The organism is Pseudoxanthomonas spadix, from assembly GCF_003703395.1.
Lineage (GTDB): Bacteria > Pseudomonadota > Gammaproteobacteria > Xanthomonadales > Xanthomonadaceae > Pseudoxanthomonas_A > Pseudoxanthomonas_A spadix.
Map to the genome: position 1 here is coordinate 364,396 of NZ_RDQN01000002.1, position 21,347 is coordinate 385,742.

Here is a 21,347-nt window from a genome sequence, read left to right on the forward strand (position 1 = left end):
CCTGGTGCAGGGCCGGTGGCGATACTAGTACCGCAACCCGAAGATATCGAAACGTGAAAGCGCGTCTTCAAGCCCAGGGCGGCGTTGCAAGCCTTGCCAAGGCGGCCAGCCTTGGCGGCGGCTTGCGCCTTGCCCTGGACTTGAATCCACCACTTTCACCATGTTCCGTTATCTCCGGGCTACGGTACTAGCCCAGCCTGCGCCCGGCGATGCCGGGCAGCAGCGGCCCGAGCCAGTGATCCACCAGCAGGAAGGCAAACAGCGCCATCAGGTAGACGATGGAATAGCGAAAGGTGCGCATGGCGAAAAACTCGTCCGGCGGGTCCAGCAGCTTCCATGCGTACCACAGGAAGCGCGCGCCCAGCACCAGCGCCCCGCCCAGGTAGAACAGCCCGCTCAGCCCGAACAGCACCGGCAGCAGGGTCGCCTCCACCAGCAGCACGGTGTAGAACAGGATCTGCCAGCGCGTGTAGACCACCCCGTGGGTGACCGGCAGCATCGGGATCAGCGCCTTGGCGTAGTCCTCGCGGCGGAAGATCGCCAGCGCCCAGAAATGCGGCGGCGTCCAGACGAAGATGATCAGCACCAGCAGCAGGCTGTGGCCCCAGTCCCACGGGCCCTGCATGCCGGTCACCGCCGCCCAGCCCAGCAGCGGCGGGGTGGCGCCGGCCAGGCCGCCGATGACGATGTTCTGCGGCGTGGCGCGCTTGAGGTACACCGTGTAGATCACCGCATAGCCGATCAGCGAGCAGAAGGTCAGCACCGCGGTGACCACGTTGACCCACAGCACCAGGATCGCCATCGAGGCCGCGGTCAGCACCAGCGCGAACACCAGCACCTGCCACGGCTTGACCTTGCCCACCACCAGCGGCCGCCACGCGGTGCGCGCCATCTGCGCATCGATGCGCGCATCGAGCAGCTGGTTGATCGCCGCCGCGGCCGAGGCCGCCAGCCAGATCCCCAGAAAGCCCAGCAGCCCATGCCGCAGCTGGGTGGCATCGGGCAGGCCCGGGATGGCCAGGATCATCCCGACGAACGCGGTGAACACGATCAGCGCCACCACCCGCGGCTTGGTCAGGTCCCAGTAGTCGCGAAACGAGAAACGCCAGGCGCTCATGCCGGCCCCTTCAGCCGCGCCAGCAGCGACACCAGCAGGAAGGTCAGCAGCACCGCGCCGGCGTTGTGCAGCACCGCCACTGTCAGCGGCAGGGCCAGCTTGACGTTGAGCACGCCCAGCGCCACCTGGGCCAGCAGCGCCAGCACCAGGCCCACCGCCCAGCCGCGCATGCTCGGCACGCGCCACAGGCGCAGGCTGCAGGCCAGCAGCCAGCAGAACACCACGACCGCCATCAGCCGGTGCGCCATCTGGATGGCGATGCGCGAAGCGCCATCGAGCACGCCGCCTTCGTAATCCACGCCGATGCCGCGCCACAGGGTGAAACCTTCGCGGAAGTCGTGCGGCGGCCACCACTGGCCCACGCACTGCGGGAAGTTCTCCATCCGCCAGCTGCCGCCGCCGCAGGCCAGCGCCGCGTAGTTGGAACTGACCCAGCCGCCGAGTGCGATCTGGGCCACCAGCAAGCCAAGCCCGATCCCCAGCCAGCGCTTGAGCAGGTCGGCCTCGCCCAGCCGGATCGGCAGTTGGGTCGCGCGCCAGGCCATCCACACCAGCAGCGCGAAGGTCGCCAGCCCGCCCAGCAGATGGCCCATCACCACGATGGGTTTGAGCAGCCAGGTCACCGTCCACATGCCCAGCAGCGCCTGCAAGATGATCATCGCCAGGGTCAGCACCGCCACCCGGGACAGATCGCCTCCGCCGCCCGGTGCAGAGGCCGAGGACCAGCGCCAGGCCGCGACCAGCAGCAGGCCCTCGCCGACCAGCGCCACCGCACTGGCCGCCACGTGCAGGCCTTTCATGTACAGCGGGATCGCCGCGGCCACCAGCACCGCCGCCACGATCACCCCGGCCACGCCGAGCCGGCGACGGCGCACCGCCATCAGCGCCAGGCCGAAGATCTCGATGCTGAGCATGCCGGCCAGGAAGCGGTGCACCTGCTCGCGCCAGGCCTTGTGCGTCTCCAGCGGGCGGATCCTGGTGGCGGCGTGGTCGACCACCTCCGACGGCGCCTGCGGCCAGGCGGCGCGGCCATAGCAGGTGGGCCAGTCCGGGCAGCTCAGGCCGGCATCGGACAGGCGCACGAAGCCACCGAACACGATCGTGCTGGCGGTCATCAGCACGGCCAGCCAGGCGATGCGGTGGAAATGCCGGAACGGCAGGCGTAGGGAGGCAGGCATTACGGTGGGGTTCGCAAGTCAGATGAGCTTCAGCAGCTTGGCCAGGTCGGCGCGCAGCTCGGCCGGATCGAACCCCGGCGCGAAGCGCATCACCACGAAGCCATTGGGATCGATCACGTACACCGGCACGCCGGCCGGGTCGTCCACCCGTGGCAGCGCGGCCAGCAGCGCCGGGTCGCGCGCCAGCACCCGCAGCGAGGACGGCTGCGCCGCGCCCGGCGGCGGCGTGCCGATCCACAGGATGTGCACCTGGTCGGCGTTGTGGCCGAACAGCCGCCATACCGTGTCCAGCTGCTGCGACAGGGCCACGCAGTCCGCCACGCAGGCGACCGGCGGCGCCAGCGCGATGCGCCAGGTGCGCTGCGGCTGCTGCCAGCGGTAGGTGCCGCCATCGGCCAGGGCCGGGTTCAGTGCGCGCACGTCGCCGGGTGGATGCAGCAGCTGGCCATGGTTCTTCATCCCGTCCGGCTGCCAGCCGGAGAAGCGCAGCACGCCCGCACCCAGCACGCTGCCGAAGAACAGCACGAACAGGCCGAGCAGGATCAGTCGGCCGCGGCCGCGGCCAGGAGGAACATCAGGGAGGATCATGCCCCCATTTTCTCACGCGCAGCGCCCCGCCGCCGCCGCGTGAGCACCGCCGCGGTGGCCAGCACCGCCAGCGCCAGCCCGAACCACTGCACCGCATAGCCCAAGTGCCGCTCCGGCGGCAGGGTGTTGGGCAGGACGTCCAGGTCGCGCCGATAGCCGATCGGCAGCGCCGGATCCAGCTTCAACACCCGTGGCGCAAGGCCTGGCAGCTTCAACGGCGCCGCCAGCGCAGCCGGTTGCAGCGCGACGGCGAGCAGATCGCCATCGGCCTGCATGGCCGGCGCGGCGCGGATCAGGCCAGGTGAAGGCGGCGGCGCCAGCAGCCCGGCAACGCGGTGCGATCCCGGCAAAGGGGCAACCACCGGCAGCGTGCGATCGCCTCGCAACGGCTGCCAGCCCAGTTCGACCAGCAGCGCCGGACCGCCATCGGCGGGAAGGAACGGACGATAGACGCGCACGCCGGGCTGGCCATCGCGGACCTGGTTGTCCAGCAGCACCGCCGCCCCGGCCGCGAAGTGGCCGCGTCCGGCCGACCAGTCGAAGGTCTGCGCGCGCTCGTGCTGCGCCGCGGCAGCCAGCGGCAGCGGCTGGCGTTCGCGCAGCACCTGCGCAACGTGGGCCAGCATCGCGCGCTTGTGCTGCGCGCGCCCGAGCTGCCAGCTTCCCAGTGCGCAGAACCCGGCCGCCACCGCGATCGCCAGCACCCAACCGATCGAGGTCGGCAGCCGCCGACTCACGCCGGCCCCGCGCACGACTGCGATAATCGCCTCATGCGGCCCCGTGCCGCGCGGAGGCCTGCATGAACGATTCGCTCAAAACGCTGTTGATCGTCGCCTTCATGATCATGATCGTGTGGAACCTCGGCGCCGGCCTGTATTACCTGCTCATCGACCGTGGCCAGACCAAGCGCACCGTGCGCGCGCTGAGCTGGCGCATCGGCCTGTCGGTGACCTTGTTCGCACTGATCGTGCTGGGCATCTGGAGCGGCGTGATCAAGCCGCATGGAATCACCCCGTGACCCAACCGGCCCGACAGGCTGCTAGATCACGTAGACGAACAGGAACAGCGCCAGCCACACCACATCCACGAAGTGCCAGTACCAGGCAGCCGCCTCGAAGCCGAAGTGGTTGTCCCTGGTGAAATGCCCCTTGAGCGTGCGCAGCCACATGATCGCCAGCATCAGCGTGCCCAGCAACACATGCGCGCCGTGGAAGCCGGTAAGCATGAAGAACGTCGAGCCGTAGATGCCCGAACCCAGAGTCAGATTGAGTTCGCGGTAGGCATGCACGTACTCGGTGACCTGAAAGTAGAGGAAGGTCGCGCCCAGGACCACGGTCAGACCCAGCCACAGCAGCACCGCGCCGCGGCGGGCGGCCTTGAGCGCGTGATGGGCGATGGTCAGGGTCACGCCCGAGGTCAGCAGGATCAGGGTGTTGAGCAGCGGCAGGCCCCAGGCCGGGATGGTCTGGAACTGACCGCCGATTGCCGCCGGCCCATTGGTCGGCCAGCCGGCCGAATAGCCTTCCCACAGCAGCGCATTGGTCATCGCGCCATCGCCGATGCCGCTCAGCCAGGGCAGGGCCAGCGTGCGGGTGTAGAACAGCGCAGCGAAGAACGCGCCAAAGAACATCACTTCGGAAAAGATGAACCACACCATGCCCATGCGGAAGGACACGTCGACCTGCTTGTTGTAGCGGCCGGCCACCGACTCGCGGATCACATCGCCAAACCACATGAACAAGGTTGCCGCCAGCATCGCAATGCCGGCGAAGAAGGTCCACCTGCCCCAGGCCGCATCGTTGAGCCAGCTGGCCACACCGACCATCAGCACCAGCATCGCGACGGAGCCGACGAAAGGCCACTTGCTCTGCTGCGGCACGAAATAGACATCGGTCTCGGGGGAGTGGGTCTGCGCCATCACGCGTTCCTTGGGTCACTTAAGGCGCAGAGCGCGCCGTGGAGTTGCCCGCGCTGCCGTTGAGCCGCGCGGTCAGGGCATCGTTCTTGAAGAAGGTGTAGGACAGGGTCACGGTGGACACGTCCGCCGGCAGGTCCGGGTCGAGCATGAAGCGCACCGGCATGTCGCGACTCTCGCCGGCATCCAGGGTCTGGGCGGTGAAGCAGAAGCATTCGGTCTTGATGAAATACTGCGAGGCGCGCGCCGGTGCCACCGACGGCACCGCGCTGCCGACGATCGCGCGCTTGCCCTCGTTGCGCGCGAAGAACTGCGCATCATAGAGCTTGCCGGGCGTGACCTGCATGCGCTGGACCTGCGGATGGAAGGCCCACGGCAGCTTGGAATTGACCCCGCCGTCGAACTCCACCGTCACCAGCCGCGCACTGGCCGGCGCGCCGGAGAGCTGCGACTGCGCCGGCCGGTTGTCCAGGCGGATGCCGAACACCTTCTCGCACGCCAACCGGTACAGCGGCACCAGCGAGAAGGTCAGGATGAACACCGCCACCACCACACCGATCAGCCGCGGCAGGCCGGCGGTCCGGCTGTCGGTCTGCGGCGTGTGGTCTGCCGAATGCGGGGTCATGTGCGCAACACGCCGGACAGGATGAAGGCCACATAGATCGCCACCGCGATCGCACCCACCACCAGTGCGGTGGTGCGCGTGGCCCGGCGGCGGCGCTGCTGTTGCTCAGCGCTCAGCGGAGCGGCATCGATGGGAGCGCGCGGCGCGGGCATCAGTGGCCAATGTCCTCATGGGCCAGGTCACCGGGCTTGAGCACCGGCGGGGTGGTGAAGGTATGCGCCGGTGCCGGCGAGGGCACGGTCCACTCCAGGCCCTTGGCACCCTCCCACGAACGATCCTCGGCGCGCGCGCCCTTGCGCAGCGACCAGCCCAGGATCGCGGCCATCATGAAGGGGGTGGCGAACATGCCGAACGCGCCGATGGAACTGACGAAGTTCCAGTCGGCAAACACCACGTTGTAATCGGGGATGCGGCGCGGCATCCCGGCCAGGCCCAGGAAGTGCTGCGGGAAGAACAGCACGTTGACGAACACCACCGTCCACCAGAAATGGAACTTGCTCCAGAACTGGCTGTACATGCGCCCGGTCCACTTGGGCCACCAGTAATAGGTGGCCGCGATGATCGAGAACAGTGCGCCGGTGACCAGCACGTAGTGGAAATGGGCCACCACGAAATAGGTGTCGTGGTACTGGAAGTCGGCCGGCACGATCGCCAGCATCAGCCCGGAAAAGCCGCCGATGGTGAACAGGAGCACGAAGGCCACCGCCCACAGCATCGGCGTCTCGAAGCTCAGCGAGCCCTTCCACATCGTGGAGACCCAGTTGAACACCTTCACCCCGGTCGGGATGGCGATGAGCATCGTGGCGTACATGAAGTACAACTCTCCGCCCAGCGGCATGCCCACGGCGAACATGTGGTGCGCCCACACGATGAAGGACAGGAAGGCGATCGAGGCGGTCGCGTAGACCATCGCCTGGTAGCCGAACAGCGGCTTGCGGCTGAAGGTCGGGATGATCTCGCTGGCCACCCCGAAGGCCGGCAGGATCATGATGTACACCTCCGGATGCCCGAAGAACCAGAAGATGTGCTGGTACATCACCGGGTCGCCACCGCCGGCCGCGTTGAAGAAGCTGGTGCCGAAGAAGCGGTCGGTCAGCAGCATGGTCACCGCGCCGGCCAGCACCGGCATCACCGCGATCAACAGGAAGGCGGTGATCAGCCAGGTCCAGGTGAAGATCGGCATCTTCAGCAGGTCCAGGCCGGGCGCACGCATGTTGAGGATGGTGGCGATGATGTTGATCGCCCCCATGATCGAACTGATCCCGGCCACGTGGATGGCAAATACGGAAAACGCCACGCTGGCCCCGCCCTGGAGCGAGAGCGGCGGGTACAGCGTCCAGCCGCCGGCCGGCGCGCCGCCGGGCAGGAACAGGGTCAGCAGCAACATGGTGAAGGCCACCGGCAGCAGCCAGAACGACCAGTTGTTCATGCGCGGCAGGGCCATGTCCGGCGCGCCGATCTGCAGCGGGATCATCCAGTTGCCCAGGCCGACGAAGGCCGGCATCACCCCGCCGAAGATCATCACCAGCGCATGCACGGTGGTCATCTGGTTGAAGAACTCGGGCTTGACGAACTGCAACCCCGGCTCCATCAGCTCGGCGCGGATGACCACGCTCATCGCCGCGCCGATCACGAACATGATGAAGCTGAAGATCAGGTAGAGCGTGCCGATGTCCTTGTGGTTGGTCGAAAAGAACCAGCGCTCGACGAACCCCTGCCTGTGGGCGCCGGGGTGATCGTTGTGGTGCTCTGCGGCGGAGTGGGCCATGGGCGTGTTCCTCGAAAGCAGCGAATGTGGCGAAGAAGGATCAGGCCTGCGGGGCAGGCGCAGCTTGCGTGGCGTCGGACCGAGCGCTGGCACTGGTCGCGGCCGGCGCGGCCTGCTCCGGGGTGATGTCCGGCGCGGGTGAGCCCTCGGCCGGCGCCGGGGGCACCGGCGCGGCCGGCTTGCGTGCGGCCAGCCACTGCTGGAACTCGGCCTTGGGCAGTGCACGCACCACGATCGGCATGAAGCCGTGGTCCTTGCCGCACAGTTCGGCGCACTGGCCGCGATAGACGCCGGGCTGCTCGATGTTGGTCCAGGCCTCGTTGATCAGGCCGGGAATCGCGTCCTGCTTCCAGCCCAGGGCCGGCACCCACCACGAGTGAATGACGTCATCGGCGGTGATCACGAAGCGGATCTTGGTGTCCACCGGCAGCACCAGCGGATGGTCCACGTCCAGCAGGTAGTGCGGGTTTGATGCGGCGGTGGGGACCTGGCCCGACTGGCGCATCTGGTCCGAGCCGCGGTCCAGGCGACTGGTGAACTCCACGCCCTGGCCCAGGTACTCGTACTTCCACATCCACTGGTAGCCGGTGACCTTGATGGTCATCTCCGAATCACGGGTGTCGTACATGGCGATCAGCTTGGCCGTGGCCGGCCAGGCCATCACGACCAGGATGATCACCGGCACGATGGTCCAGATCAGTTCGGCGGTGGTGTTGTGGCTGAACTGGGCGGCGACCGCGCCCTTGGACTTGCGGAACTTGAACATCGCATAGCCCATCGCGCCGAACACGATGACCCCGATGACCACGCACACCCACAGCACCACCATGTGCGCCTCGTAGGCCATCCGGGCGGTCTGGGTCACGCCCTTGCCCATGTTGAGCTGCCATTGCTTGGGATCGGCCTGCTGTGCCAGGGCCATCCCGGGAAGTGCCACCAGCGCCAGCAGCATGCCCGCGTGCCTGCACCAAGCTTTCAGTTGCGTCATTGCCTAGACCCCACCCAGTGCCATCGGTCACGGCCGCAGCGCGGCCGCCAGTAAAGCGCGTAACTGTGTTGCCAACTCCATTCGCTCGGCCGGCCCCAGAAGCGCTCCCACTTCCACGTACCTGCCACTGGAAGAGAGCGTGACCCGTTCACCGTCCCTGCCCACACCCAGCCGCACCCAGTAGGGATGGGCCCGGAACGCGGGTACAGGCTGGGTCGAGCGCCGCACCTCCACCAGCTCCGGGCCGATCGCGATCACTTCATCGCGTTGCCCGGACTTCCACACCGCCCGCAGCGCCAGCCCGACCAGCAGGCTGTGCAGGACCGCGAACAGGGGAGCGAACACGTTGCCGGCCCACCACCCCATCGCCGCCGCCGCCCACATCAGGGCCGTGCAGGCCAGAAACAGCCACATGAACTGGGCGGCAGTCAGGGCGCGGGGCGGTCGCAGCGTCAGCCGCGCGTCCCGTCCCTGCGAACCCTGTGTCGCCACTTCGATCACGGCCCTGGCCCTGCGCGCTGCGGAAAACGTCTGAATGGTAGCCCCGCAGGACCCCTTGGGCAACCAAGCCGGCGTTTGTGCAAACGCACGTGAGCGACCCCCAAAAACGCCGGCAATCCGATGCCAGATTCTGCCTGCGCCGGGGCGTTTTTCCGCGCCGGATGGGCCTGGCGCGCTTCCGCTGCCGACGAAGTCCGCCGGTTTCACAGGGGCTTGGGCCAACGCCGGTGACGGAAAATCGCGCGGCGCCATTGCACCAATGGACCAGACCAGGCGTGCATCCAGGCCTACCCGAGGTGACCGATCGTGGCCGAAACAGCCCTGAAGGTCCGCCCCAGGACGAAGCTGGCCGCCATCGCCCCGTCGTTGACGGCCCAAACGTGTATGCCCCCGGCCGGGCGAACGAAGATGAACAGGCTGGCACGGTCTTTGCTAGATGTGCTGTCACAGCAACGCGGCCCGACCCATGCCGCGCGGCGCTGTCCGCAACGGGGGCACGACCATGGCCAACTCGGTGTTCTTCAGCCTGATCAACGACTGCGCGCTGTCGCTGGCGTTGTTCTTCCTGTTTCTTTACGTGAGCCGGATCTCGCGCACGCTGCATGGCGTGGGCACCTGGGGCGCGGCGCACCTGGCCTACACCCTGGGCGCGGCCTTGATGGACCTGGGCACCGAAGCGCTGCGCGCACGTGGCCATCCCGTGGGCGCCAGCCTGACGACCAACCTGAGTGGCATCGCCGCCTGCGCCGGCATGACCGGGCTGGCCTGGGCGGTGGTGCAGTTCGTCCAGCAGCGGCGCCTGCGCCGCGGCGAACTGATATGGATGCCGCTGGCGCTGCTGCTGCCGGTGGCGGCCTGGTGCATCGCCGGCACGCAGGCCTCGCAAGGCGTGGCGCTGACCGTGGTCGAGGTGCTCGCCCTGACGGTGATGATCTGGCAGCTGCGCACCCTGCGTGAGTCGCCCGACCGGGTACCGGCGCGCCTGATGATGGCCTCGTGCGCGCTGTTGATCGGCATTTACGCCAGCGTGGTGCCGGGCTGGTTCCGCGGCCGGTTCGGCATCGACGACATCTGGGTCAGCACCGACCTGGCCCTGTGGTTCATGCTCAACTTCTGCATGTTGACCCTGACCAGCTTCCATGCGGCCGAAGCGCTGCGCCGCAGCGCGCTGATCGATCCGCTGACCGGCGCACTCAACCGACGCGGCCTGAGCCGCGGGCTGGACCAGCGCCGCGCACCGGATGCGGCCGGCCTGCGCGAAGTCCTGGCCGTGCTGGCCCTGGACCTGGATCGCTTCAAGGCGATCAACGACGAGCACGGCCATCAGGCCGGCGACCAGGTGCTGCAGGCGTTTTCCGACGCGGTGCGCCGCTGCATCCGCCAGCAAGACCTGTTCGCGCGCACGGGAGGCGAGGAATTCATCGTGGTCAGCGCCGGACTGGACTGCGACCAGGCCGGCCAGCTGGCCGAGCGCATCCGCGCAGCCACCGAGCAGCTGCAGCTGCCGCAGCACCGGAGCCTGCAGGTCGGAGTCAGCGTCGGGGTGGCCTGCAGCGGACGGAACATGCCGGTCTCGGACCTGATGGCCCTGGCGGACCAGGCGCTGTATGCGGCCAAGCACGGCGGCCGCAACCGCGTGGAACTGCGCCAGGCGGCCTGAGCGACGCGCAGGCGGCAGACAGGGGAAACCCCGCGGCAGGCGGGGTTGTTTCGCATCGACCGACCCGCCGGGCCGACGGTCGTGTCGTGATCGTTGACGGGCCGGGTGTTGTCCGGCTGGACCGAACCCAGGGTCGATGGTGAGCCAGGCGCCCGGTGCATGCGGCTGAGGCACCTTGCGTGACGGAAGCAACTCCCGACATGCGACGCGGTGTGCCAGTATGCCGGCTCGAGTTAACCCAACCGCAAGGTTCAGACAGATTCAGCCGGGTTCAGGCCTGGAATGGCACGCCCGTCCCCTGGACCGCTCCGACCGTGTTCATCGCCACCCCTTCCCGCCGCAAGCCCTCCGTGCGCTGGGCCACCCCCGTGCTGTTCGCGCTGCTGTGGCTGGCGTTCCTGTGGGCGGTCACCCGCCCGGCCGGCCTGTACGGCAACCTGCTGCTGAAGTGGGGCGCGCTGACCAGCGGGCTGGAAACCCCGCGCGACTGGCTGCAGGGCCTGACCGATGGCTCGGTGCTGCGCCTGTTCACCGCGCTGTTCCTGCACGCCGACTGGGCCCACCTGCTGGGCAACCTGGTGTTCCTGCTGATTTTCGGGCTGCCGGCCGAGCGGGCGATGGGCCCGTGGCGGTTCCTGCTGCTGTTCCTGCTGGGCGGGGCGTTGTCCAACCTGGCCGCAGTGCTGGTGATCGGCGCGCCGGACCGGGTGATCATCGGCGCCAGCGGCGCGGTGTCGGCAGTGATCGGCGCATACCTGGCGCTGTTTCCCAATGCCAAGCTCGGGGTGGTGGTGCCGCTGGGCCTGTTCCTGCAGTTCGTCAGGGCCCCGGCCTCGGTCCTGATCGGGGTGTGGGCGCTGCTGCAGGTGCTGTTTGCCTACATCGGGCCGGCCTTTGGCGCGGTGGCCTGGTCGGCGCACCTGGCCGGATTCGTGTTCGGCGTGGTGTTCGCGCTGTTTGTGCGTGCGGCCATTGCCCGGCGGATGCGCCGACGCCACGGCTACTGACCGCGCCGGTGGAAAAGCGGCATGCGCGCCTCCATGTTGTGCGGCATCCTTTTGCCTTTTCGCAGATCCAGGCCATGTCCAAGCCCCTCTACAAGGTGACCTTCCTCAACCACGGCAAGGTGTACGAGCTCTACGCGCACCGGGTGGCCTCCTCCAACGCGCTGTGGGGCTTCACCGAGGTTGGCGAACTGGTGTTCGACGTGCACGAGGGCCTGGTCATCGACCCGACCGAGGAGCGCCTGCGCGAAGAGTTCGGCAACACCCGCGTGCTGCACCTGCCGATGCAGAGCATCGTGCGGGTGGAGGAAGTGGAGAAGAAGGGCGCCAGCGCGATCCGCGACGCGGCCAGCGGCGAGAAGGTCGTCACCCCGTTTCCGATGCCCGCACGACCGCGCTGACCGATGCTGGTCGTCATTGCCGACGACGAGCAGTGAACGCGGCGCGCCGGGATCACCGCTTGCCGTTGGTGTCTGCAGGTGGCGGGGCGGGGGTGGCCGGCGCAGGGACCGGCGTCGGCGCCACCTGGGTGGCCGGCGCGGTTGGCCTGGCGGCTGCAGGCCTGGCGGGCACCGCGGCTGGCTTGGGCGCTGGCTTGGGCCTGGCTGCGGCGGCCTTCATCGCTGCGGCCACCGAGCCCGGCTGCTTCAACTCGGCCAGGGCCTGGTCGACCGGCTTGTCGCCGTTGAGCACCTCGCCGGCGGTGTAGCCCTCGCTGCCTTCCTGATCACCCTGCAGGTGACCGGGAAGTGCGGCTTCGCTGTAGTCGGCCAGCGCGGCGGGGAGGTCCTGGTCAGCCGGTTGGTCGGGCTTGAGCACCACGTCGGGCCCGATGCCGGTGGCCTGGATCGACTTGCCGCTGGGCGTGAAGTAACGCGCGGTGGTCAGCTTGACCGAGTCGCCGTTGTCCAGCGGCAGCACCGTCTGCACCGAGCCCTTGCCGAAGGTCCGCGAACCGATGATGCGCACGCGGCCGTTGTCGCGCAGCGCGCCGGCCAGCACCTCGGCCGCACTGGCCGAACCGGCATCGACCAGCACCACCATCGGCACGCCCCTGAGGCGATCGCCAGGGGTGGCGTCGAACCTGGTGTCGCTGATCGCGATACGGCCGCGGGTGGTGACGATGGTGCCCTTGTCCAGCAGGTCGTCGGCGACCTGCACCGCCGAGGTCAGCAGGCCGCCGGGATTGCTGCGCAGGTCCAGCACCACGCCCTTGAGGGGGCCCTTGGCCTTGAGCCCATCGACGGCCTTCTGGAAATCGGCGCCGGTATCGGCCTGGAAGGCGCTGATGCGGATGTAGCCATAGCCCGGCTCGAGCAGGCGCGAGCGCACGCTGGCCACGCGGATGGTCTCGCGGGTCAGGGTCTTGTCGAACGGCCTGGCGATCTTGTCGCGGACGATGGTCAGGGTGACCTTGCTGCCGGGCGCACCACGCAACGGACCCATCGAATCTTCCCCACTGCCCAGCGGCTTGCCGTCGATGGCGATGATCACATCGCCGGACTGGATGCCGGCGCGCGCGGCCGGGGTGCCATCGATCGGGGCGACCACCTTCAAGGTGCCGTCCGGCTGGGCCAGCAGTTCCACGCCGATGCCGTCGTAGGCGCCATTGGCCTGCTCATCGAAGCTCTGCGCGTCCTCCTTGTCCAGGTAGGCGCTGTGCGGGTCCAGGTCCAACAGCAGGCCGCGGATGGCCGAGTGCATGAGTTTCTTGTCGTCGACCGGCTCGACGTAGGCCTGCCGGACCGCGTTGAACACCGCCACGAAGCGGCGGATCTCCTCCAGCGGGACCTCCGAGGGCGTGGATTCGGCCGCTGAGGGGTCGTCGCTGGAACCGACCTGCCCGGTCTGGTCCTCATCGTCCTCCTGGGCCTGGGCCGGCCGCGCGGGGGCCTGCTGTTGCGGGGTGTCCTGCGCTGCGGGCGCGACCTCCTGGGCCAGGGCCACCGGCGCCAGCGCCAGCAGCAGGGAGGTCAGCAACAGGGACACGCGCATGCGGCAACTCCGGCGGATCATGGGGGGAGGTTAAAAGCGGTCTGGATTATGCGCCAAGCCGCGCCCACGGCTCGTTTTGGCCGCCCTGCTCAGCGCTGCTGCAGCCACGAGGACGGATCCACCGGCGCGCCGCCCTTGCGCAGTTCGAAATACAGCGCCGGGCTTCCCCAGCCGCCGGAGCGGCCGACCCTGGCGATGGCATCGCCCTTGCTGACCGTGTCGCCGGCATCGCGCAGCAGCGACTCGTTGTGCGCGTACAGACTCATGTAGCCGTTGCCGTGGTCGATGATCAGGATCAGGCCGTAGCCGGTCATCCACTCGGAAAAGACCACCGTGCCGTCGGCCACGGCGGTGACAGGGCTGCCCAGCGGCGCGCCGATCAGCACGCCCTGGCTGGCATGGCCGTCGGGCAGCTGGCCGCCGAAGCGGGCCAGCAGGTTGCCCGAGGCCGGCCAGCCCAGGCCGCCGACCTTGAGCGCCGGTGCGCTGGCGACCCTGGCCGGCGGCGGAGGTGGCGGGGTTTTACGCGGCGGTGGGGCGGGACGGCCCTGGGCCAGGGCAGTGTCGCGTTCCCTCTGTGCCTGTTCGCGGGCGCTGGCCTCGCGCGCGGCCTGTTCACGGCGCGCCCGTTCGGCCGCAGCACGGCGCTCGGCCTCGGCGCGTGCGGCGGCGGCGCGCAAGTTGGCCAGCAGGGTTTCCAGCGCCTTGGCATCGCGGCCCAGGGCCTGGACGCGGTCGCTGCGGTCTTCGTAGCGCTGGTCAAGCTGGCTGACCAGCCTGGCCTGCTCGCTGCGATCACGCTCGAGCTGGGCGAGCTGGCGCTGTTGTTCCTGGTGCGCCGCCTGCAGCGCGGCGCGGCGGGTCTGGATGTCCTGTTCCAGCGTGCGCAGTGCATCCAGCTGGACGGTGAGCGCGTCGATGCGCCGGGTGACATCGGCCTGCACGTAGCGGTGGTAGACCAGCGCGCGGTTTGCCTCGGCAACCGTGTCCTGCGACAGCAGCACCTTCAGCGGCGCGTTGGCGCCGGTCATGTAGGCCGCGCGCACCAGCTGCGACAGCGCGGCGCGCTCGCCGGACAGCTGCTGCTGCATGCTGTCACGCTTGGCCTGCAGCTGCGCCAGGGCGGCTTCTTCCTTCTTCAGCGCGGACCGGGTTTCAGCCAGCTCGCGGCTGCTGGTGCCGACCTGCTCGTCGGCCGCGCGCATCTGGCGCGAGGCCTGGCCACGCTGGCCCTCCAGCTCGCGGCGTTCGGCGGCCACGCGCTTGAGTTCCTTGCGGATGCCTTCGAGCTTCTTCTGCGCCTCGGTCTGGCCCTGCGCCAGGGCGAGGCCACAGCCGGCCGTGGCCAGCGCGAGCAGCAGCGCCAGCCGTCCGAAGCGCCGCGATGCCTGCTTCATCCGGCGATCAGGCTCTCGCCGGTCATCTCGGCCGGCTTGGGCAGGCCGAGCAGCTCCAGCAGGGTCGGGGCGACATCGCGCAGCGCCCCACCCTGGCGCAGGCGCACATCGGTGCGCTCGCCCACGTACACCAGCGGCACCGGCGCGGCGGTGTGGGCGGTGTGCGGCTGGCCGGTCTTGGGGTCGGCCATCATTTCCAGGTTGCCGTGGTCGGCGGTAATCACCAGCGCGCCGTGGGCGGCGCGCACGGCGGCCTCGATCTTGCCGATGGCCACGTCCACCGCTTCGGCGGCCTTGATGGCCGCCTGCAGGATGCCGCTGTGGCCGACCATGTCCGGGTTGGCCAGGTTGCAGATGATCACATCGAAGCTGTCGGCCGCGATCGCCGCGACCAGCCTGTCGGTGACTTCCGGGGCGCTCATCTCCGGCTGCAGGTCATAGGTGGCCACCTTTGGACTGGGCACGAGGATGCGCTGCTCGCCGGGGTACGGGTCCTCGCGCCCGCCGCTGAAAAAGAAGGTCACATGCGCGTATTTTTCGGTCTCGGCAATGCGCAGCTGGGTCAGGCCATGGGCGGCCACCACCTCGCCCAGCGTGTTGCGCAGGTCGTCGGGGCCAAAGGCCACCGCCGCCGGCAGCCTGGCGTCGTATTCGGTCATGCACACAAAGCGCGCCAGCCTGGGCCTGCGCACCTGGAAGCCCTCGAACTGCGGCAACACGAACGCGCCGGTCAGCTGGCGGGCGCGGTCGGCGCGGTAGTTGAAGAAGACCACCGCATCGCCATCGGCCATCGGCCCGGTGCCTGACCGGTGGCCGTCGCCGACGATCACGGTCGGCAGCACGAACTCGTCGTTCTCCCCGCGCGCATAGGCCGCTTCCAGCGCCTCAATGCCGGTGGCAGCGGTGAACTGGCCCTTGGCCTCCACGATCGCATCCCAGGCCTTGCGCAGCCGGTCCCAGCGCTTGTCGCGGTCCATGGCGAAATAGCGCCCGGACACCGACGCCAGGTGCGCGTTGCCCACTTCATCGCATTTGGCCTGGAGCTTCTCCAGGCTGGCCTTGGCCGAACGCGGCGGCATGTCGCGCCCGTCCAGGAAGGCATGCACGGCGACCCGGGCCACGCCACGCTGCCTGGCCAGGTCCAGCAGTGCCCACAGGTGACGCTCATGGCTGTGCACGCCCCCTGGCGAGAGCAGGCCCATCAGGTGCAGGGTGCCGCCATCGGCCTTGACCGCCTCGCAAGCCGCGCTCAGCTCGGCATTGTCGAAGAAGCTGCCGTCCTCGATGGCCGCGTCGATCCGGGTCAGGTCCTGGTAGACGATGCGGCCGGCGCCCAGGTTCATGTGCCCCACTTCCGAATTGCCCATCTGCCCGTCCGGCAGGCCGACATGGCGGCCCTCGGTGTGGATCAGCGTGTTGGGGCAGGTCTTGAGCAGCCGTCGCCAGTTGGGCAGCGTGGCCTGGGCCACGGCGTTGTCGGTGGGGTCTTCGCGGTAACCCCAGCCATCCAGGATCAGCAGGACGACGGGCTTGGGGCGCTGGACGGACTCGGACACGGCGGGGATTTCCTTGCGGTGACAGGGCGCCGATTGTAGCGGCGCCCGCTGCAACGCCCCGTCTCGATGCAGGACCCGGCTTTGAATCTTCCGTGCACAGGCTGCATCCCGTCCCGGCAAGCACGAAAGGAAATCTCCACCATGGCCGGCCGCACCGGCCAGCTGCCCTGCGCCGCCCTCGGCCTGGCCTTGGGCCCTGGCCTACGGCAGCGACACCGCCCCGGGCCAATGACCGCACTGTGCCAGCCCGGACAGGCGGGCCCGGCGCTGCCGGCGCCCGCATCGGGCTAGAATCCCCGGTTCCTGACGTCACCTGCAAGGAACCTGCATGTCCCGCACGTTGCTGCTGGGCCTGGCCGCGCTGATCGCGCTGTCGGCCTGCAAGAAACCCGATCCGGCGCCGGCGCCTGCCGCCTCCACGCCGTCGGTCCCGGCCCCGGCCGCGCCGGACGCGCCGCATGCCTTCTCCCCGCAGATCACCGCCGCAGATTTCGCCGAACGGGTCAAGACCCTGTCCTCCGATGCCTTCCAGGGTCGCGCGCCGGGTTCGCCCGGCGAGGACATGACCGTGGCCTACATTGCCGCCCAGATGCAGCGCATCGGCCTGAAGCCCGGCAACGGCGACAGTTGGAGCCAGGATGTGCCGATGGTGGAAACCACGGCCGATCCGTCCACCACGCTGACCGTGACCCAGGCCGACGGCAGCACCCAGACGCTGAGCTTCGGCGACCAGATGGTGATCGGCACGCGCAGCGGCAAGCCGCAGGTCAGCATCAGGGACAGCGAGCTGGTGTTCGTCGGCTACGGCGTGGATGCGCCGGAGCAGAAGTGGAACGACTACGGCAGCGCCAAGCGCTGGGAGGGCAAGACCGTGGTGATGCTGGTCAACGACCCCGGCTTCCACACCGATGATGCGGCGCTGTTCGACGGCAAGAAGATGACCTACTACGGCCGCTGGACCTACAAGTTCGAAGAGGCCGCGCGCAAGGGCGCCGATGCGGCGATCATCATCCACGACCCGCTCGGCGCCAGCTATGGCTGGGACGTGGTGAAGAATTCCTGGGCCGGCGCGCAGTACGACCTGCCGGCCCGGGACGATCCCGAGCCGCGCGTGCCGGCGCAGGGCTGGATCACCCAGGACGTGGCGCGCGCGCTGTTCGCCAAGGCCGGGCTGGACCTGGACCAGGCCTACAAGGATGCCTCCAGGCGCGGCTTCAAGCCGGTGCCGCTCAAGGCCAGGCTGTCCTTGGACCTCAACAGCACCATCGCCGAAAAACAATCGCGCAACGTGATCGGCGTGCTGCCCGGCAGCGAGCAGCCGGACCAGGCCGTGCTGTACATGGCCCACTGGGACCACCTGGGCAAGCACGAGGGCGAGGACGGCGACAACATCTACAACGGCGCGGTCGACAACGCGACCGGCGTGGCCGGCATCCTGGAAGTGGCCGAAGCGTTCGCCCACCAGGATCCCAGGCCGAAGCGTTCGGTGGTGTTTCTGGCGGTGACCCTGGAGGAATCGGGCCTGCTCGGTTCCAAGTACTACGTGGCCCATCCGACCTTCCCGCTCGACAGGATCGCCGGAGTGATCAACCTCGATGCGATGTCGGTGGCGGGCAAGGCGCGCGATGTGACCGTGACCGGCTACGGCGCCTCGCAGCTGGAGGACATCCTCAAGCCGCTGGCCGAGATGCAGGGCCGGACCCTGCATGCCGAGTCCTCGCCGCAGAGCGGTTTCTACTTCCGCTCGGACCACTTCAACTTCGCCAAGGCCGGCGTGCCGGCGCTGTACACCGATGGCGGCGATGACCTGGTCGAAGGCGGCAAGGCCGCCGGCGAGGCCTACGCCAAGGACTATGGCGAACACCGCTACCACTCCCCGGCCGACGAATACGACCCGGCGAGCTGGAAGCTGGACGGCACCGTGCAGGACCTGGAGCTGGTCTACGGCGTGGGCAAGTCGCTGGCCAGCGACGGCCAGTGGCCCAACTGGTACGACGGCAACCCGTTCAAGGCCGCGCGCGACAGGATGATGAAGGCGTCGGCAGGAAAATAACCTGCCGGCTTGGACGCAGAAATCAGAAAGGCGCCGCCAGGCGCCTTTCCTTTTGCTTCATCGATCGGCGCAGGCGCTAAGCTGCGCGCGCCCTTTCGCTGGAACTCTTTCCATGTCCTACGCCGTCGCCTACTGGTGCGTGCTGATCGTCGCGCTGCTGCCCTACCTGTGGACCAGCGTGGCCAAGGCCAGCGCCGGCGCCCGCTACGACAACCGCAATCCGCGCGCCTGGCAGGCCCGGCAGGACAACCCGCGCTCGCAATGGGCGCACGCGGCGCAGCTCAACGGCTTCGAGGCCTTCCCGATGTTTGCCGCTGGCGTGCTGATGGCCCAGGCCGCCCATGTCGGCGCCAACACCGTGGCAACACTGGCCCTGGTGATCCTGGCCGCGCGCGTCGCCCACGGCCTGGCCTATATCGCCGGTCACGCCGGCCTGCGCAGCCTAGTGTGGTTTGTCGGCTTCAGCTGCACCCTGGCGCTGTTGGTGATGGCCGCACTGGGCGTGGCGTAAGCCTGCACGCCTAACGCAGCCGGTGGTCCCAGCCGAACAGGTCCAGTGCCCTGGCGAACTCGGCATCCAGCGGCGCCAGCGCCTCGATCCGCACGCCGGTGGCCGGATGCAGGAACGACAGCCGCCGCGCATGCAGCAGCATGCGCTGTACGCCGCGCATGCGGAACGCGCGGTTGTGCCGGCCCTCGCCGTGGCTGGTATCGCCGATCAGGTGATGGAAGGCATGCTTGAGATGCCGACGGATCTGGCGGAAGCGCCCGGTGTGCGGGCGGCAGCGCAGCAACGCATAGCGCGAGGTCTCAAAGCCGCCTGAGGGGATGTCCAGCTCGCCGGTGGCCAGGCGCACGAAACCGGTGATGGCCTGCTTCCTGGCCGGCCTGCCGGGCCCACCATCCAGGTCGTGGTCGATGGTGAACTGCTGCTCCGGCCAGCCGCGGCAGACGGCCAGGTAATCCTTCTCAACGGCGCGCGACATGAAGGCCTTGCCCAGCGCCGAGGCCGTGTCGCGGTCGAAGGCCACCAGCAGGCAACCGCTGGTGCCGCGGTCCAGCCGATGGATCAGGAAGATCGGCTTGCCCAGCTGCGCGCGCAGGTGCTCGGCCAGGAACTGGTCCTGGCCACGCGCCAGGCCACTGTCATGGACCATCAGCCCGGCCGGCTTGTCGACCACGGCAAGCAGATCGTCCTGATAAAGGATGGCAATCGAGGTCAATTCGGGCATTGGGTCACGGCAGGGTTCGCAGCCGCGATTATCCATCCCCGTGGTCACCGCAACGTCCATACCGGCCAGCCCCAAAAAAAAACTGGCGGCCAAGGGGCCGCCAGCAGGTGCGGTCAGGATCGGCGCTTGTGCGCGAGCCTTAGAAATTCAGGCCGAACTTCACACCGCCCGCTATCGCATTGTTGTTCTCGAAATCACCCGCGTAGCTGTGGGCACCGGTCTGGGCCTCGGCATCGCCAAGCCAGAAATACTTGATGCCGGCGGAAATCTCGACCTTGGGCGTGGGGTTGTAGCGAAGCGCAAGCCCCACATTCCAATAGCCTTCGGTCGGCCCCAGCGTGGTCACCGGGTTGCCGGCACCACTGTCCCAACCCACCGAAAACGAGCCGCCGAGCTGTTCGCCGAGCTTGCGCCCCAGGCCCAGGTTGGCCGACCACTGGTCCTTGGAGTAGTCCACCAGATTGAATCCATTCGGCTGGCCGATCAGGGGACCAAGAGCCTCGGCGAGCTGACCAAACTGCGCAGGACGAATGGCGAATGTGGACCACTGCACCCAGCGGACGTTACCGAAGGCGATCGTGTCGGCCATGATCCCGCTCTGGAAATCGAGATTGACCGACTGCGGCGAGGTGATGTCGGTGGTGCCTCCTGGCAAGCCACCGCTGAGCCCGTTCAGCATGCCGATGATGGCCTGGCCGTTCTGCGCGGGAATGCTTCCTGCCGCGACCAGCCCCTGCACCAGGCCACCGAGCTGTGCACTGTTGGCGCCCAGCGCATCGGCCAGCGGCAGCGATTCCTTTGCATCGAACTCGTAATCGATCTCGGATCGATAGGTGAGCGAGACCTTCAGCGCAATCTCGGGAATCTCGTACGCAACGCCAGCCAGCCAGCCCCACTCGCGCTCGGTGCTCAGCTCAGCGCCATAGCCGTTGAATGCCGAATAGGTCGAGCCATGCAGCTGCACATTCCCTTCAAGTTCCTGATAGACGCCACCACCATAAAGGGTCAACCCTTCCACGGGCTTGAACCCAACGATCGCCGAGAGACTTTTGGTGGTCACCGAGACATCGGTATTGCCGGTGAGATCGGTATTCAGGCCGAATGCAGCCAGCTGGCCATTACTGACAATGCTTGGCCCGGTGACGACCGGCAGGCCGGCCAATACCACGTCCGTCGGCCTGGAGACAAAATCGTTGTTGCCCCGGTACCCGGCAGAGGCCCCAAAAGGTTCGTCATAGATAAACCCGAAAGAGAATCGCTCGGTGGGCTGGAACTTTATCGCTGCACCGATGAAGTTATAGCTACCAGCCATGTCTCCCGTGGGATTGCCACTCTTGTCCTTGCCCTCCACGGCGGGATTGAGGAACGAGCCACCGTACTCCGCATAATTACCCGGCCTGAGAAATGCTGCAATGGACTGTCCGGAGCGATCCAGCGCCGCAGCAAATCCACTCCCGCTCACGGCCGCACAGACGGCACCCACAGCCACCGCCAACACATTTTTGCTCGTCAACATGATTTTCCCTCGCCTTTATCAATCACTGCCAATATTTGAATAAGAAAAAAGCATTCCATTTTTTGGCCTGCGCATCATTTCAGCTGCAAACCCAGCGCCGCGGCCTCCATGCGCAGCAGTACGGACCCATTCTCCATGAGCGCGACGGTCCCCGCCACTGACGTGCACAACCCATTCCTTAAATTTTCGTTGTACTTTAGTCTAACCACGCGTGAGGCTCCCCTGTTCATTAAGGTCGGCCCGCTGATCTGCGC

Annotated in this window: 21 protein-coding genes; 6 read left to right on the plus strand and 15 right to left on the minus strand. The window is 68.0% G+C overall.

The window, feature by feature from the left end:
* Positions 1 to 187: 187 nt before the first annotated feature.
* From cyoE to D9R12_RS04295, 4 genes are read right to left on the minus strand one after another with little or no spacing between them, the layout of a single operon-like run.
* Positions 188 to 1,117: a heme o synthase gene (gene cyoE / locus D9R12_RS04280; protein ID WP_014161877.1), complete on the minus strand. Its 930-nt coding sequence runs from the start codon at positions 1,115 to 1,117 to the stop codon at positions 188 to 190.
* A complete protein-coding gene (locus D9R12_RS04285) occupies positions 1,114 to 2,295 on the minus strand; it encodes a COX15/CtaA family protein (protein ID WP_122228381.1) in 1,182 nt (393 codons plus the stop codon). The genes cyoE and D9R12_RS04285 overlap by 4 nt, the downstream gene beginning before the upstream one ends.
* 18 nt (positions 2,296 to 2,313) lie before the next feature.
* On the minus strand, positions 2,314 to 2,883 hold the full coding sequence (locus D9R12_RS04290) for a thioredoxin domain-containing protein (protein WP_122228384.1): 570 nt from the start codon (positions 2,881 to 2,883) through the stop codon (positions 2,314 to 2,316).
* Entirely contained in the window at positions 2,880 to 3,620 is a 741-nt protein-coding gene (locus D9R12_RS04295) for an SURF1 family protein (RefSeq protein ID WP_244919626.1), read from the minus strand. Before D9R12_RS04295 ends, D9R12_RS04290 begins: the two co-directional genes overlap by 4 nt.
* 62 nt (positions 3,621 to 3,682) lie before the next feature.
* Between D9R12_RS04295 and D9R12_RS04300 the strand changes: the two genes are divergently transcribed.
* Positions 3,683 to 3,901, plus strand: coding sequence for a twin transmembrane helix small protein (locus D9R12_RS04300; RefSeq protein ID WP_014161881.1), 219 nt, complete (start codon positions 3,683 to 3,685; stop codon positions 3,899 to 3,901).
* A gap of 21 nt (positions 3,902 to 3,922) precedes the next feature.
* Here D9R12_RS04300 and D9R12_RS04305 read toward each other — a convergent pair whose 3' ends face one another.
* Genes D9R12_RS04305 through D9R12_RS16005 form a run of 6 tightly spaced genes read right to left on the minus strand, consistent with a single transcriptional unit; the run spans position 3,923 to position 8,680 of the window.
* Positions 3,923 to 4,801: a cytochrome c oxidase subunit 3 gene (locus D9R12_RS04305; RefSeq protein WP_122228389.1), complete on the minus strand. Its 879-nt coding sequence runs from the start codon at positions 4,799 to 4,801 to the stop codon at positions 3,923 to 3,925.
* A gap of 19 nt (positions 4,802 to 4,820) precedes the next feature.
* Positions 4,821 to 5,423, minus strand: coding sequence for a cytochrome c oxidase assembly protein (locus D9R12_RS04310; RefSeq protein ID WP_014161883.1), 603 nt, complete (start codon positions 5,421 to 5,423; stop codon positions 4,821 to 4,823).
* Positions 5,420 to 5,575 (minus strand): hypothetical protein, encoded by a 156-nt coding sequence (locus tag D9R12_RS15700; protein WP_170159140.1) that lies wholly within the window; start codon positions 5,573 to 5,575, stop codon positions 5,420 to 5,422. The genes D9R12_RS04310 and D9R12_RS15700 overlap by 4 nt, the downstream gene beginning before the upstream one ends.
* Complete coding sequence (gene ctaD / locus D9R12_RS04315) at positions 5,575 to 7,191, minus strand: cytochrome c oxidase subunit I (RefSeq protein ID WP_014161885.1); 1,617 nt, start codon at positions 7,189 to 7,191, stop codon at positions 5,575 to 5,577. The genes D9R12_RS15700 and ctaD overlap by 1 nt, the downstream gene beginning before the upstream one ends.
* 40 nt (positions 7,192 to 7,231) lie before the next feature.
* The gene (coxB, locus tag D9R12_RS04320) at positions 7,232 to 8,179 is read right to left on the minus strand and encodes a cytochrome c oxidase subunit II (protein WP_043290740.1); all 948 of its coding nucleotides are present in this window, start codon (positions 8,177 to 8,179) and stop codon (positions 7,232 to 7,234) included.
* 27 nt (positions 8,180 to 8,206) lie between these two features.
* The gene (locus D9R12_RS16005; RefSeq protein ID WP_043290742.1) at positions 8,207 to 8,680 is read right to left on the minus strand and encodes a DUF2244 domain-containing protein; all 474 of its coding nucleotides are present in this window, start codon (positions 8,678 to 8,680) and stop codon (positions 8,207 to 8,209) included.
* A gap of 466 nt (positions 8,681 to 9,146) precedes the next feature.
* Here D9R12_RS16005 and D9R12_RS04330 point away from each other — a divergent pair, with 466 nt between their 5' ends.
* From D9R12_RS04330 to D9R12_RS04340, 3 genes are all read left to right on the plus strand, one after another.
* The gene (locus D9R12_RS04330) at positions 9,147 to 10,340 is read left to right on the plus strand and encodes a GGDEF domain-containing protein (RefSeq protein WP_170159141.1); all 1,194 of its coding nucleotides are present in this window, start codon (positions 9,147 to 9,149) and stop codon (positions 10,338 to 10,340) included.
* Between the two features lie 314 nt (positions 10,341 to 10,654).
* Positions 10,655 to 11,347, plus strand: a complete 693-nt coding sequence (locus tag D9R12_RS04335; protein WP_014161889.1) for a rhomboid family intramembrane serine protease — start codon at positions 10,655 to 10,657, stop codon at positions 11,345 to 11,347.
* 74 nt (positions 11,348 to 11,421) lie between these two features.
* Positions 11,422 to 11,745, plus strand: coding sequence for a DUF1820 family protein (locus D9R12_RS04340; RefSeq protein WP_014161890.1), 324 nt, complete (start codon positions 11,422 to 11,424; stop codon positions 11,743 to 11,745).
* Between the two features lie 52 nt (positions 11,746 to 11,797).
* Here D9R12_RS04340 and D9R12_RS04345 read toward each other — a convergent pair whose 3' ends face one another.
* The 3 genes from D9R12_RS04345 to gpmI form a co-directional block, all read right to left on the minus strand.
* Positions 11,798 to 13,339, minus strand: a complete 1,542-nt coding sequence (locus D9R12_RS04345) for a S41 family peptidase (RefSeq protein ID WP_122228398.1) — start codon at positions 13,337 to 13,339, stop codon at positions 11,798 to 11,800.
* Between the two features lie 89 nt (positions 13,340 to 13,428).
* The gene (locus tag D9R12_RS04350; RefSeq protein ID WP_122228401.1) at positions 13,429 to 14,736 is read right to left on the minus strand and encodes a murein hydrolase activator EnvC family protein; all 1,308 of its coding nucleotides are present in this window, start codon (positions 14,734 to 14,736) and stop codon (positions 13,429 to 13,431) included.
* Entirely contained in the window at positions 14,733 to 16,292 is a 1,560-nt protein-coding gene (gene gpmI / locus D9R12_RS04355) for a 2,3-bisphosphoglycerate-independent phosphoglycerate mutase (RefSeq protein WP_122228404.1), read from the minus strand. The genes D9R12_RS04350 and gpmI overlap by 4 nt, the downstream gene beginning before the upstream one ends.
* 328 nt (positions 16,293 to 16,620) lie before the next feature.
* Between gpmI and D9R12_RS04360 the strand changes: the two genes are divergently transcribed.
* Entirely contained in the window at positions 16,621 to 18,345 is a 1,725-nt protein-coding gene (locus tag D9R12_RS04360; RefSeq protein ID WP_122228407.1) for a M28 family metallopeptidase, read from the plus strand.
* A gap of 112 nt (positions 18,346 to 18,457) precedes the next feature.
* The gene (locus D9R12_RS04365) at positions 18,458 to 18,856 is read left to right on the plus strand and encodes an MAPEG family protein (protein ID WP_122228410.1); all 399 of its coding nucleotides are present in this window, start codon (positions 18,458 to 18,460) and stop codon (positions 18,854 to 18,856) included.
* Positions 18,857 to 18,866: 10 nt separating this feature from the next.
* Here the strand turns inward: D9R12_RS04365 and D9R12_RS04370 are convergent, their stop codons facing one another.
* Both D9R12_RS04370 and D9R12_RS04375 read right to left on the minus strand, forming a co-directional pair.
* Positions 18,867 to 19,577 (minus strand): pseudouridine synthase, encoded by a 711-nt coding sequence (locus tag D9R12_RS04370; RefSeq protein WP_122228413.1) that lies wholly within the window; start codon positions 19,575 to 19,577, stop codon positions 18,867 to 18,869.
* A gap of 139 nt (positions 19,578 to 19,716) precedes the next feature.
* Positions 19,717 to 21,090, minus strand: a complete 1,374-nt coding sequence (locus D9R12_RS04375) for an outer membrane protein transport protein (RefSeq protein ID WP_211327649.1) — start codon at positions 21,088 to 21,090, stop codon at positions 19,717 to 19,719.
* Between the last annotated feature and the right edge of the window lie 257 nt (positions 21,091 to 21,347).